Origin of the sequence: Methylophaga muralis, from assembly GCF_001720165.1 — a bacterium.
In the GTDB taxonomy this organism is placed as follows: Bacteria; Pseudomonadota; Gammaproteobacteria; order Nitrosococcales; family Methylophagaceae; genus Methylophaga; species Methylophaga muralis.
Map to the genome: position 1 here is coordinate 114,243 of NZ_MCRI01000002.1, position 13,255 is coordinate 127,497.

Sequence of the window (13,255 nt, forward strand, 5' to 3'; positions counted from 1 at the left end):
GCAGCCTCACCTATGCAATCGAATAATTGTTCGAGATCACTTACCTTTTGTTCCTTACCCATTTAGCTAGAGCCTGTCATCAGGGAAAAAGATGTTTCGGCACCCACCATAGAAATATCAACATACCAAGCAACTCGACTAATGATTGAAATACGATGACTACCGCTGCCAACTCATACCCGACGGGCAAAGCTAACGCCAGCGGCAACATCACAAATGAATTTCTGCTGCCGAAACTGAATGCTAATACCCTACCCTGTGTTGATGACAGTTGTAATAACCTGGATAAAAGCTTGGCAATTAAAGCTGCAATGGCTAAGAACAATATAAAAATGAGTAGCAGGTTCGCCAATAAACTCACTGAGCCCCTGACGACATTCACCTGAGTTGCTGAAATGATAAACAGCACTGTTGCCAGTAATATCACCGGAAACCAAGCTAATTTATGGATGATTTTTTCACCGAGAGCATGACTGTCGGCCCACTTCTGTGTGAACCATGCCAGCAATAAAGGAAAAATAATCAATCCGACGAAAGCCCATAACATATTCCGATGCGCCAAACTGATTGTTATCTCATGGCCTAAAAACAACCATAAATAAAACGGCAACAAAATAATTTGTAACAACAAACTGATGGGAGAAAACGCTATTGCAAGATTGGAGTCACCGCGCCCCAGTTGTGTGAACGTGATAAACCAGTCGGTACACGGAACTAATAACACCAATAAAATTCCTAAACGCACCGCAGGATTATCTGGGGCAACCAACATCAGTCCCGCCACAATAAGAGGAATGAATACAAAATTTCCCGTTATCGCTGCCAATAGAAATTTTGGTTGGTAGAACGCTTGCTGCAAATGAATTAATGGCACCTGAGTAAACGTTGCATAAAGCAAAAGCCCAAGCAACGGCCACAACATAACTCCCAACAAACTACTGGTTTGCGGTGCATTAATACCCAAAATTACGCCTAACGATATTGCCAGCAGATAAATAAACAGCTGATTTTTTTCCAAGGTTAAGCGGGTCAACGTATTAATCCTTCCTGAACAAACTGAAATTTATGTGTGTCACAATCGTGCCAAAGGCTTTTCAAGCCGATTAACTAAAGTTAACGCACTTAAACACATTATGATTTAAAAGTTACTTGGCAGTAGATAACCCTAATGAATTTTCGTATGGAGCCAACTTATGCAAACCACTTTCAATAAAGCACTTCTCGCCACTCTGTTTTCTCTGTGTTTTCTGAGTCCGACATTTGCCGGAGATGATGTCGAAGGCAAACAAATTGAAATCGACAGTGAACAGGGAAAGAAAACGGTGACCATAGAAGAGTCTCAAACAGGTGATCAGTCTGGAGCCGGCACAGCGGTTACCGATCATACCGTTGATGATGATAAAACCACCGACGAAGATGACAATACCGATAAGCCTAAATATCAGGAGTAAATGTTTAAGTCGTCAGACTATTTAACTAACTCAGGCCAGCCGGCATTGTTCTCTAAAAATTCCAACAGATTTTTAGGCCGGTAATCTTTATCGTTATCCCAACGTTGTTTCACCGATTGGTGAATCAGGATATCGCCTTTGTTGTGATCAATAGGCCGGTATAAAGGACTTTTCGAACGGTAAATATGTTTGCGAGAATTATGCAAAGTCGCATCATATCGACAATTTAAACTAGTTTTAAGATGGGGTTCCAGCACCACTCCGGCTTGTGCAGCTTGTTGCATCATCCATTGCAGAGGGATGTCGGATAACAAACCACCGGTTTGTTTATCCGGCGCATAACTGCCACCGATATTGCTGTGCACGCCAGCGAACCAGACCTGTTTAAGATCCAGCTTTTCACGAGGGTCCCAAATAGTCGGTTCAAAATCCGAACGCACCTCATCTATTGCCATTGCATGACGAGCTATATCGACATTGGGGCCAATCTTGGTATCGTAAAATTCGTCTTTTTTATCGAGTAAACCTAGAAACGAAATGGGAATGCCTAATGCTCCAACGGTATCCCATACACCTACAAATTTAATATTCCGACTTTTATGTGAATGCACATCCCGAAAGGCAATGGATTTTTCGCCATCTGGTGCATAGCTGTAGCCGGGTTTTTTATAGTGTTCGAACGCCTCTTCAATCAGTCTGGCATCGGGCCGTTTGAGAATGCCGCAGTTGTAAATCAAACCACTTAAACTGCGAACAGTGTAGGCGCCACGGCTAAAGCCAAACAAAAAGATCTCATCACCCGGCTGATAGTTCTGAACGATATAACGGTAATCGTCCATGATGTTTTTGTTTAGACCTTTACCAGTCGCACCACCCAGCACCTGTTCATAATAAGAGCCAATACCCCAATCGTAGAAGACTTGCTGAGTGATGCCGTCAGAGCCTCGTGGATCGATTGCTCGTGCCATTCGTAGAACATTGGTTGGGAAATCTTTGGCCAGGTCTTTTTCCGGTCGATTCCAGGTACCGTCTGCACAAACCACTATCCGCTTTGTCATCAGCGCACTCCGTAGGTCGTTTTACCAAGCAGAAAAGCGTTAGGTTAAACAGTTTCATCACGCTAACTGCGCATGCCACCATTTGCGACATTAAACCTGAACCACTTTTAAATCAAAATCTTAAACACCAACCTGACAGAACCTTTGTTAGGCTTTTTCTTCTTCCTCTTCTGCTTCTTCCTCAGTACTTTTTCCTTTACCCGAAAAATCTTCGGTGAACACCTCAGAGAGAATCAGTTGTTCAATATAACTGCGTTGAGAAGCCCGTACCGGAAAACGCACCACCAGATGAATTTCAGCGGCGGTTGGAACCTGAATGGTGACACGGGGATCAACTGAACTGGCATCCAAACCTCTTTCATCACTGAGTCTTTGCATGTACAGCCGGGCGTTTTCCAGATAGGGCTGACAATGTTTGGCTGCCGCTGCAAGCAAGGCTTGTTGAGCTGCCTGCCATTTATCAGTACGTTTAAAAGGCACGGTGAACACATGCAAAACATATTGCCGGGTATAGCTTTCATTAATAACCGGTTCTGAGACAAATAAAGCATTGGGAATCACTGCCATACGACCGGTTCGTTGATGCGTCAGTTTGCCAGGCCCTACTTCCAGAATAGTGGTCGCCAGTAAGGTCTGATCAATAACATCACCCCGAAAATCCCTGATTTGAATTCGGTCACCGATATCAAAAGAACCAGCACCGGTTTTCAGCAATGAACCCGTTACACACAAAATCAGTTCTTTAGTAGCGACCACAAACGCTACAGCAATAGCCACAACTGATAAGGCTAAAGTTCTAAGCTCTTCACCCCAGATTAAAATGAGCCCAAGTATGAACAACAGAATAATGCCGTTACGGGTCTGTACCAGCCATTTACGACGTAATTCGGTGGCATCAACAGTGCGACGAATGAACCGAGAAGCTAATGAATTCAATACCAATACCACTATCAGCAGGATAAAAGTACTGCCAAATAAACTGATGATCGGCAGAAAAAACGCCCAGGTTTCCTGTGAAAGTCCAAGTTTTTCGTTCATTTAAACAGCCTGTTTTCTTAAAAGATTTGCCAATTAGTCTGCAATATTACACCCAATCATAAGTCATCACGCTTATGCCACATAACAGAATGCTGATCACGAATTAAAGCCCGGAATGTCTTTATCAAAGCTTATCTTTCCAACAAAATTCGTCTGAAACAAATCCGTGATTGGAATTATTTATATCCGATTCAATGACCTATTTGATTTACTCTAATAAAACCCGTCAGCACCCTTTGCAGACGCCGGTTCTTCGATCATAATCAGTCACAGGCACGTCAATCCAACAAGAGGATCTACTCCGAATGATTAAACGACCCGACGCGACAAAACGTCTGTTTGTGCTTGATACCAATGTGCTGATGCACGACCCCACCGCTCTCTTCCGCTTTGATGAACACGATATTTTCCTGCCAATGGTGGTTCTGGAAGAACTCGATAGAGGTAAAAAAGGTTTATCCGAGGTATCCCGTAATGTGCGCCAGGTCAGTCGTTTTCTCGATGATTTGTTAGAACAAGCTGCTGATAACGATGCGATTAATTCAGGTATTCCGCTGCCAAGTGTTATCAATAGTGATGTGCCTCAAGCCAGTGGTCGTTTATTTTTCCAAACCCGGCAAATGGCCGGTGAATTACCCAAAGAATTACCCGGCCAACTGGCTGATAATGCCATTCTGGCAGTTGCTATCAATCTGCAACAAGCTCAAATTGATACCAATGTTATTCTGGTTTCCAAAGATATTAATCTGCGTATTAAAGCCACGGTTTTAGGTATCTGCGCCGAAGATTATTACAACGATAAAGTTCTGGATGATGTGGATCTGCTATATCGCGGTTCCAGTGAACTGAAAGCCGATTTCTGGGAAGACCTGAACCGCCTAGAATCATGGACCGAAGATGGCCGTACCTTCTATCAGGTAGAAGGTGAGGTGGTCAAAGACTGGTATCCGAATCAGTTGATTTATTCGCCCGGTGAAGAACGTGCGATTGAAGCTGTGGTGCGTAATAGCAATGACACCACTGCGGATATTGAATTAATTCATGATTATCGGCGTGAAAATCATTCCGTCTGGGGCATAACCGCGCGTAATCGCGAACAGAATTTCGCATTGAACCTGTTAATGGATCCAGAAATCGATTTTGTCACTTTGCTGGGTCAGGCCGGCACCGGTAAAACATTGCTGACATTGGCTGCTGCATTAACCCAATGTATTGAACATAAACGTTATGGTGAAATCATCATGACCCGTGTCACGGTTCCGGTGGGTGAAGATATCGGTTTCCTGCCGGGCACCGAAGAAGAAAAAATGACGCCGTGGATGGGCGCATTAATGGATAACCTGGAAGTGCTCAACAAAACTGATGGCGGGGATTGGGGCCGGCAGGCGACCAATGACTTACTGCAGCGCTGGATCAAAATTCGCTCATTGAATTTTATGCGCGGCCGTACCTTCCTCAATCGTTTCATTATTATTGATGAAGCGCAGAACCTGACCTCGAAACAGATGAAAACACTGATTACCCGTGCAGGTCCGGGTACTAAGATTGTCTGTCTGGGTAATATCTCGCAGATCGATACACCGTATTTGAGTGAGACCACGTCGGGTCTGACTTACGTGGTCGATCATTTTAAAAACTGGCCGCATAGTGGTCATATCACCTTGATGCGCGGTGAACGTTCACGTCTGGCTGACTTTGCTTCAGAAAACTTGTAATCTGTTTCAGCATTAAAACGAGCGTCACGCAGAGTTTTCTTTGCGTGACGCTTATGTTTTGGGCTATATAGGCACTACACCCCGACCATTTTAATGATTCAATGACAGAATCATGATCAGACAGGATGACAAAAGATGAGTGACTCAACCCTTTCAGGTGCCGATCGCCGGGCCTTTTTTCGGATAAATGATCGTCTGGTCATGTCTGTTATTCCGCTCAGCACAGAAGAGGCTGAGCAAATCGGGGAGGCGATTATTGATGCAACTCCTGAAACGGGCCAATTAACCCAACAAATGACGTCCATTCAAAAAAGCTTTAACCACTTGGTCGATCAAATTGGTCATACCGATAGAGACGTTGCCAGGGCATTGAGAATGCTGGATGAAAAAGTCAGCTTGCTGGCACAGAATGTTCAGTTATTACATACCCCACTCAACCCCGAATCGGCAACTGAGGTTAATCTTAGTGCTGGTGGTATAGCCTTGATGACAGAAAGTGCTTTTCCAGCTCGTTCTGCCATGGAGATCAGAATGCAGTTGTTGCCTGGCGGTCTGCATATCCGTGCGATTGCCAAGGTGATTGCCTGCGACCAGTTAATGCAAAGCATTCAGGGTAGAAGCTTCTATTTACGTATGGCGTTTACCCATATGAGTGAAACCGATCGTAATATTCTGGTGAAACACACGTTAAATCGTCAGGCTGAAGAGCTACGCAATAGCAAACAAATTTAACCAAAACTTCTTGCTGACTTTTATCGAACGTACAGCTTTTCATACTGTCTCTTTTTATATAACAAAAGAGATCGTTTTTTATGACGACCACACTACCCATCTTATATAGTTTTCGCCGTTGCCCTTACGCAATGCGTGCTCGTCTGGCCATTGCCATTACAGGTTGTCAGGTTGAAATACGTGAAGTAGTGCTGAAAGACAAACCAGCTAAATTACGGGAAATTTCACCTAAAGCCACTGTGCCGGTTCTGTTGCAAAATACCAATAGTGTGCTGGAAGAAAGTCTGGATATCATGCTGTGGGCAGCAGAATCTCATGCCATCTGGCAATCGCTGGATGATGATCAGCGCAATGAATCTTTTATGCTGATTCAGGAAAATGACGTCAGCTTCAAACAAGCTTTGGATCGTTATAAATACGCCGATCGGTATCCGGAACATTCACAGCAGTTTTACCGTGAACAAGGTGAACAGTTTTTAGCCACACTGGAACAGCGGCTGACTCATCGCAAAGGCTTAGTGGCAGATTCAATGACCTTGGTAGACTATGCGATATTGCCATTTATCAGACAATTTGCTCTGGTCGATTGGGATTGGTTCAGTCAGACGGATTATCCAAACCTGCATCACTGGCTAAATGAATTTCTACAGTCAGGTTTGTTCAAACGCATTATGCTCAAATACCCACCTTGGCAGGATGGTGATGCGGCGACCTATTTTCCAGCTATTGTCGCTTTATAAACATTACAGCTTCAGATAAAAACTGGCATCTTCATCAGCTGCCAGTTTGGGTACAATCCCCATACATGGCGCGGCAATTCGCTTTGTAAGACTTTGAATGATTGCTGTGGATTGTGGATCCTGCAAAAAGTCATTGGCCACCCAGCCTTCCAATTTCAAGCCAGAAGCTGCAATGGCCTGCACCGTCAGCAAAGCATGATTAATACAGCCCAGTTTGATGGCAACCACTAACACCACCGGTATTTGTAATGCTTTAGCCAGATCGGCAATGGTTTGCTGATCATTCAGCGGCACCAACCAACCACCAGCCCCTTCTACTACAATGGCATCCGCCTGTAATTTCATAGCAGCGAAGTTCGTTTCAATGACATCCAGAGAAATGCTTTGACCGATTTGCTCTGCTGCAAGATGTGGCGCAATCGCCGGTTCAAAGGCGTAAGGATTGATCTGTGAATAGGGTAATTTGACATCAGCCTGTTGGCTTAAGGCTAGGGCATCCTCATTTTGCAACTGACCATCCTGCCATTCACAACCACTGGCTACCGGTTTCATTGCCGCGACTCTTAGGCCCTTCTGTTGTAAGACCTTTATAAGTCCAACACTGATACGGGTTTTACCGACTTCAGTATCGGTACCGGTAACAAATACATGCGTGGTCATCAGAGCTTGCTTCTCAACTTTTCGAGGCTGACTGGCACACATCCCTCTTCGGTCATTTGCAAAGAATTTTCACCGGCCCAGGCATGGCCATAAATCACTTCATAAGTGGCCGGAAGTTGGCCATTGACCCGGAATTGTTCACTGGCGGCTTTGACTTTGTTTAACGTATTTTTGCCGGTCAAACCACGGCGCCGTCCCTGATTGACATTGCGCGCCCCCAACTGCTGCAAATCGCGCATCATGCCGATAATATCGTTATACAAAAGACTATGCCGATCACTGTCCAGTACTGGATCACTGAGTCCAGCAGCAAACATCGCTTCTGCCACGTCATGCATATCCAGAAACACATTAATATGCGGGTAGCTGTCTACTGCTGCCCAACTTTGACGCAGTTCTTGCAGAGTGTCAGGGCCAAGCGTGCTGAACATTAACAAACCACCGGGACGCAACACACGTTGTATCTCGGCAAACGCAGCGGTTAAATCACACCACTGCAAGGCTAGATTGGCATAAACCAGATCCACACTGTTATCGGCTAACGGTAATTGCTCGGCATCACCGGCAATAAAAATAGGGGTCTGCTGACCAGGTAACCAGCGCCGCAACCCAAGATCTTGACGATAACGCTGTCTCGCCTGTTTAAGCATAGCCGGTGCAATATCTAATGCTACTTGCTGGGCCGCCGGATAACGCTGTTGCAGCAAATGCAGATTACGTCCGGTACCGGTACCCAAATCCAGAATCTGCTGTGGAGTGATTTTGACCAGATCCAGACGCTCCAGCATTTCATCGGCAGTATCTCGCTGCAATATCGCCACATCATCATAACTGTTGGCAGCATTACCAAAGGCCCGCGCCACCCGGCTTTTTTCCGGTCGCAGAGTTTGCTCAGTCATGCAAAAACCCACTGATTTTATCGGCACACAACTGTGGTCGGGAGATAAACGGTGCGTGCCCTGCTCCGGCAATACGATCAATTGAAATAGTACTGTTTAGACTCGATAAATTTTCCGCCAGCGTTATCGGTACCAACTGATCGCGCTCACCGAAAATACATTTCACCGGTAACGTTAATTGTGCCAACTGTGTACGTAAATCCAGTGTTTCCAGCAAATCCAATCCGGCCTGTAGTGCTTCTGGGTGGGCGACATTATCGGCGGTTTGCTCTGCCAGCAGCTGAATTGTATCACGCTACCTTCCGCGCCACGCGCCTGTAACATAACAAAACGTTTCAGGGTTTCCCGTTGATTATGATCGAGCTGACCGGCAAACACTGCAAAAACTGCTGCATCCATTGCACAATGCCAATCATCTGAGGTAACAAATTTCGGATTGGCCGCCAGCAGAATAAGTTTGTTAACACGTTGCGGATAGCGTGAAGCAAATGCCAGACTCAACTGCCCGCCCAACGACCAACCCAGCCAATGAGCAGTCAGCGGAAGACTGTCGGCAAGCTTTGCTAACAGTGGTTCTATTTGCAGTGCTTCAGCCTGCCAATCGGATTGACCATGGCCCGGTAAGTCCACCAAATGCAAAGTGAACTTGTCTGCCAATAATTCAATAAGCGGCTGCCACACACCACTATGCATACTCCAGCCATGCACCATTACCAGATCCGGCCCCTGGCCAACCCGTTTAATGAACATAACTAAGCTCCAGTGCATCGAGTAATTTATTAATATGCTCGGCTTCGTGTGCAACAGACAGGGTAATACGCAATCTGGCGGTATTTTTCGGTACTGTCGGCGGACGGATAATGCCCACTAAAATGCCTTGTTGTTCCAGATCCTGTCCCAATTTAAGGCTTTTTTGTCATCGCCGATAAGCAGCGGTTGAATCGCCGTTTGTGAGGGCATTAACGGTAAACCTAATTGAGTCGCACCATCCCGCAGTTGTTTGATAAGTTGCTGTAATTTATCGCGCCGCCAGCTTTCCTGTTTAATCAGTTTCAGACTCGCCAATGTCGCTGCGGCGATAGCCGGTGGCTGTGCTGTGGTGTAGATAAAACTGCGAGCCTGTTGTACCAGAGTTTCAATCACCACCTCGTCAGCTGCAACAAAAGCCCCTGCCGTACCAAAGGCTTTGCCAAAGGTGCCGACTAACATCGGCTTTTGCTGTGTTAATTCAAAATGTTCGATAACACCGCCGCCGTTTTGGCCAAGCACTCCAAGACCGTGTGCATCGTCAATCAACACCCCTGCTTTGTGCTGTTCGGCCAAGTCCATGATTTCAGGTAATGGCGCAATATCCCCGTCCATACTGAACACACCATCACTGACAATCAGTTTGTTTCGGGAGTTGGCGGCAGTGTGCAAACGTTGATGTAATAAAGCCATATCGGCATGGGGATAACGTAATTGCTGAGCTTCGCTAAGGCGGCCACCATCCAGTAATGAGGCGTGATTCAATTTGTCTTGTACCAGCACATCCGTTTTACCAAGCAATCCATCAATCACACCGATATTAGCCATATAGCCGGTGGAAAACAGCAGAACTCGCTGTTGTCCGGTAAATTCTGCCAAGGCTTCTTCAAGCTGATGATGATAACGACTGTGTCCGGTCAGTAAATGAGCGGCGCCACTGCCCACGCCTTCGCGATCCAATGCGTCGGTAAAGGCTTTTTTTAAAGTGGGATGTGCTGCCAGACCAAGATAATCATTACTGCTGAACGACAACAATTTACGGCCATCCAAGACGACCTCAACACCCTGTTCACCATCACGCAACCGCGAGCGACGATACAAACCAGCAGCTTGTCGTTCTTTTAAAGCTTGTTGAAGTTGTGATTGCCAGGGAAGTTGTGACACGAAAGCGCCTCGATAAATCAGCTACGTGAAGCAATTGAAAAGGCGATTGCCTTTAAGTGAAATGCTCTGTGCGGCAAGACCACACAGAGCATCCAGTTAATTATGCAAAGGTTTATGCGGCTGAACAGTGTTTATCTTCCTGTTGCTGCTGACCGACTTGTAACGGTGTGATCCCCAGACGTTTGAATAAACGTTGATCGTGGTCGGTATCCGGATTGTCTGTAGTTAGCAGTTTCTCACCGTAGAAAATCGAGTTGGCACCGGCCAGGAAACTCATCGCCTGTAATTCATCGGTCATGTTTTCACGACCGGCAGAAAGTCTGACAAAAGATTGCGGCATCATGATACGTGCTACCGCGATGGTGCGAACAAACTCAAACGGATCCAGATTATTGATGCCATCCAGTGGTGTGCCTTCGACTTGAACCAATAGATTAATTGGTACGCTCTCAGGATGACTTGGCAAATTGGCCAGACTGATCAACAGACCAGCCCGATCTTTCCGGCTTTCGCCCATGCCGACAATACCGCCACTACAGACATGAATGCCCGCTTCACGAACATGACTTAAGGTATCCAGACGATCCTGATAAGTACGGGTGGAAATGATTTCACCATAGAATTCCGGTGAGGTATCAAGGTTATGATTGTAATAATCTAATCCGGCTTCTTTCAGGCGTTTGGCTTGGTGGTTTTCCAACATGCCCAGCGTGACGCAGGTTTCCAGCCCCATATCCTTAACGCCTTCAATCATCGCCACGACACGATCCACATCGCGATCTTTCAGGTTACGCCAAGCAGCCCCCATACAGAAACGGCTGGCACCGGTGGATTTAGCCTGTGCAGCGGATTCAAGCACTTTATCCAGAGGCATTAACGGTTCGGCTTTTACTGCTGATTCGTGATGCGCGCTTTGTGGACAGTAGCCACAATCTTCAGCACAACCGCCAGTTTTGATACTCAACAAGGTACTGATTTGTACAGCATTGGCATCAAAATTCTGCCGGTGAATGGTTTGAGCTTTGTACATCAGATCCGCAAATGGCAAATCAAACAAGGCTTCAATTTCCGCCTGCTGCCAGTCATGGCGAAGCGGTGCGGTCTTTTCTGCTATATTTTCAGTCATGGGCTTCTTCATCAGATTTAATGGATTAATAACATGATGGTCAGAAACTTTAGTGCCGTAGTGACGCATCGTTTGGCGGAATTATACAGCAAACTGTTGCCGATTCCCTGCTTCCTCTGTGGTGACTTTAGTCCACACGATGCCCTGTGCAAAGCCTGTGTCGAAGACCTGCCATGGCTGGACCATTGTTGTCAGCGTTGTGCCTTGCCACTTAACGAAAGCGGAATCTGCGGCCAATGTCTGCAACATCCGCCACCACAGCAATCCAGTTTGGCGTTATTTCGTTATGAAACGCCCATCAACCATTGCATCGCTGCATTTAAATTTCACCAGCAACTGGTTTTTGCTCAACTGTTTGCCAAACTGCTGGCAGCAAAAGTAAACCAGCGCCAGCAGCCGTTACCGGAAATATTGATTCCCATTCCGTTACATCCAAGTCGATTACGCCAACGTGGCTATAATCAATCAGCCCAGTTGGCCGATGCCTTATCTCAGCAGCTCTCAATAGCTGTCGATAAAACCAATTTTATTCGTCGGCGCAATACGACTCCGCAAACTGGGATGAGCGGCAAACAACGCAAACGCAATGTAAAACAGGCATTTGCAGTCGCTAAGCCGCTACCATACAAACACGTGGCTTTAGTCGATGATGTCTATACCACCGGGCATACGGCAGCCGAAGCCAGTCGTTGTTTGCAACAAAATGGTGTTAAGACTGTAGAGGTATGGACAATTGCCCGCGCAATACGCCATTATTAGGCTCCATACCATTTACTTCACATTGCTCAAGGCTGTTGCATGCCTCAACAAGACGTGACGACGCTTCAAGATCGATTGAATGATCTGATTCGTATTGCCAAAAGCAATGAGCGAAAGCAGCTCAATTTTCAGCAATATGAATTAAGTCTGCTTAATAGCAGCGGCTTGGAGCCGTTGCTCAAACTGATCCTGGAAGAACATAAACATCGTTTTCAACTGACGGCTGTTACATTAATGTTGCACGATCCGGAGTATGAATTTCAACGCTTACTGGAATCATTTCCTGAAACCCAACAATGGCAAGACCATTTGCTGTTTACCGAATCGGTTCAACGCCTCGAACAGTTTTTTAGTTTACGACGAACACCACGCCTAGTAACGTTCTCCCAGCATCAACACCAGCAACTCTTTCCCTCATACAACGAACTAGGCTCAATCGCGTTGTTACCATTGATCCGACAAAATCAACTGATTGGCAGTCTGAATCTCGGCAGTCGTAATCCCAATAGATTTCAATCTAATATCGGCACACAATTCCTTGAACATCTTGCTGCCGTGGTATCAGCCTGTATTGAAAATGCCCGTCTGCATGAGGAGGTCAAACTGGTCGGTTTACGTGATCCTTTGACTGGCGTAAATAATCGTCGATTTTTTGATCAACGGATCAACGAAGAATTCAGTCGAGCGAATCGCAATAGAACCCCCTTATCCTGTTTATTTGTTGATCTGGATTATTTCAAACGCATTAATGACAGCCATGGCCATCAAACCGGCGATCAGGTGCTGAAACATGTAGCCCAACTGCTCAATGATAGTCTCCGACAAGGTGATGTGTTGGCGCGCTATGGCGGTGAGGAATTTGTCGTATTGTTGGCGGATGCCAGTCGCACGGTTGCAGCAGATATTGCAGAACGAATGCGGAAAACCGTCGCCGAAACAGATTTCACTGCGACAAAGGGTAAAATCATTCGAGTCACTTTGTCTGTTGGCGTTTCAACATTAGAACCCGGCAGCAATATGACTATTAAACGTTTATTGCAATCTGCCGATCAGGCAGTCTATGGAGCAAAACTGTCAGGTCGCAATCAGGTGAAGGTCAGTGCCGAAGCGTGAAAACAGCTTGTGACGTCAGATATCAGGCTCTACAATCAAACTCAAACAACGAT

General features: G+C 46.0%; 14 protein-coding genes and 1 pseudogene. 6 read left to right on the forward strand and 9 right to left on the reverse strand.

All coding sequences use genetic code 11. The features are described from left to right. Window positions 1-79: 79 nt before the first annotated feature. On the reverse strand, window positions 80-1,033 hold the full coding sequence (locus tag A9E74_RS02205; protein ID WP_069295029.1) for an arsenic resistance protein: 954 nt from the start codon (window positions 1,031-1,033) through the stop codon (window positions 80-82). A gap of 160 nt (window positions 1,034-1,193) precedes the next feature. On the opposite strand from A9E74_RS02205, the gene A9E74_RS02210 reads away from it, so the two are divergent. Continuing rightward, complete coding sequence (locus A9E74_RS02210) at window positions 1,194-1,451, forward strand: hypothetical protein (protein WP_069295030.1); 258 nt, start codon at window positions 1,194-1,196, stop codon at window positions 1,449-1,451. A 17-nt stretch (window positions 1,452-1,468) separates the two neighbouring features. On the opposite strand, the gene A9E74_RS02215 is transcribed toward A9E74_RS02210, so the two are convergent. Both A9E74_RS02215 and A9E74_RS02220 read right to left on the reverse strand, forming a co-directional pair. Then, complete coding sequence (locus tag A9E74_RS02215; protein ID WP_069295031.1) at window positions 1,469-2,509, reverse strand: DUF2235 domain-containing protein; 1,041 nt, start codon at window positions 2,507-2,509, stop codon at window positions 1,469-1,471. Window positions 2,510-2,656: 147 nt separating this feature from the next. After that, window positions 2,657-3,547 (reverse strand): mechanosensitive ion channel domain-containing protein, encoded by an 891-nt coding sequence (locus A9E74_RS02220; RefSeq protein WP_069295032.1) that lies wholly within the window; start codon window positions 3,545-3,547, stop codon window positions 2,657-2,659. 305 nt (window positions 3,548-3,852) lie between these two features. On the opposite strand from A9E74_RS02220, the gene A9E74_RS02225 reads away from it, so the two are divergent. From A9E74_RS02225 to A9E74_RS02235, 3 genes are all read left to right on the forward strand, one after another. Next, window positions 3,853-5,262 (forward strand): PhoH family protein, encoded by a 1,410-nt coding sequence (locus A9E74_RS02225; RefSeq protein WP_069295033.1) that lies wholly within the window; start codon window positions 3,853-3,855, stop codon window positions 5,260-5,262. Between the two features lie 135 nt (window positions 5,263-5,397). After that, a complete protein-coding gene (locus tag A9E74_RS02230; protein WP_069295034.1) occupies window positions 5,398-5,994 on the forward strand; it encodes a PilZ domain-containing protein in 597 nt (198 codons plus the stop codon). An 80-nt stretch (window positions 5,995-6,074) separates the two neighbouring features. Then, the gene (locus A9E74_RS02235; protein WP_069295035.1) at window positions 6,075-6,734 is read left to right on the forward strand and encodes a glutathione S-transferase; all 660 of its coding nucleotides are present in this window, start codon (window positions 6,075-6,077) and stop codon (window positions 6,732-6,734) included. A 3-nt stretch (window positions 6,735-6,737) separates the two neighbouring features. On the opposite strand, the gene bioD is transcribed toward A9E74_RS02235, so the two are convergent. From bioD to bioB, 6 genes and pseudogenes are all read right to left on the reverse strand, one after another. After that, on the reverse strand, window positions 6,738-7,394 hold the full coding sequence (gene bioD / locus A9E74_RS02240; protein WP_069295036.1) for a dethiobiotin synthase: 657 nt from the start codon (window positions 7,392-7,394) through the stop codon (window positions 6,738-6,740). Continuing rightward, entirely contained in the window at window positions 7,394-8,293 is a 900-nt protein-coding gene (gene bioC / locus A9E74_RS02245) for a malonyl-ACP O-methyltransferase BioC (RefSeq protein ID WP_069295037.1), read from the reverse strand. The genes bioD and bioC overlap by 1 nt, the downstream gene beginning before the upstream one ends. Beyond that, window positions 8,286-8,510: an alpha/beta fold hydrolase gene (locus tag A9E74_RS14625; RefSeq protein WP_245652014.1), complete on the reverse strand. Its 225-nt coding sequence runs from the start codon at window positions 8,508-8,510 to the stop codon at window positions 8,286-8,288. Before A9E74_RS14625 ends, bioC begins: the two co-directional genes overlap by 8 nt. Beyond that, complete coding sequence (locus A9E74_RS02250; RefSeq protein WP_245652015.1) at window positions 8,468-9,043, reverse strand: alpha/beta fold hydrolase; 576 nt, start codon at window positions 9,041-9,043, stop codon at window positions 8,468-8,470. The genes A9E74_RS14625 and A9E74_RS02250 overlap by 43 nt, the downstream gene beginning before the upstream one ends. Further along, window positions 9,033-10,204 (reverse strand): annotated as a pseudogene (bioF, locus tag A9E74_RS02255) (8-amino-7-oxononanoate synthase). The gene A9E74_RS02250 and the pseudogene bioF overlap by 11 nt, the downstream one beginning before the upstream one ends. Window positions 10,205-10,316: 112 nt before the next feature. Further along, window positions 10,317-11,330 (reverse strand): biotin synthase BioB, encoded by a 1,014-nt coding sequence (gene bioB, locus A9E74_RS02260; protein WP_069295038.1) that lies wholly within the window; start codon window positions 11,328-11,330, stop codon window positions 10,317-10,319. A 33-nt stretch (window positions 11,331-11,363) separates the two neighbouring features. On the opposite strand from bioB, the gene A9E74_RS02265 reads away from it, so the two are divergent. Further along, entirely contained in the window at window positions 11,364-12,089 is a 726-nt protein-coding gene (locus A9E74_RS02265) for a ComFC family protein (RefSeq protein ID WP_245652016.1), read from the forward strand. 39 nt (window positions 12,090-12,128) lie between these two features. After that, a complete protein-coding gene (locus tag A9E74_RS02270) occupies window positions 12,129-13,202 on the forward strand; it encodes a DUF484 family protein (RefSeq protein WP_069295039.1) in 1,074 nt (357 codons plus the stop codon). The last annotated feature ends 53 nt before the right edge of the window (window positions 13,203-13,255 follow it).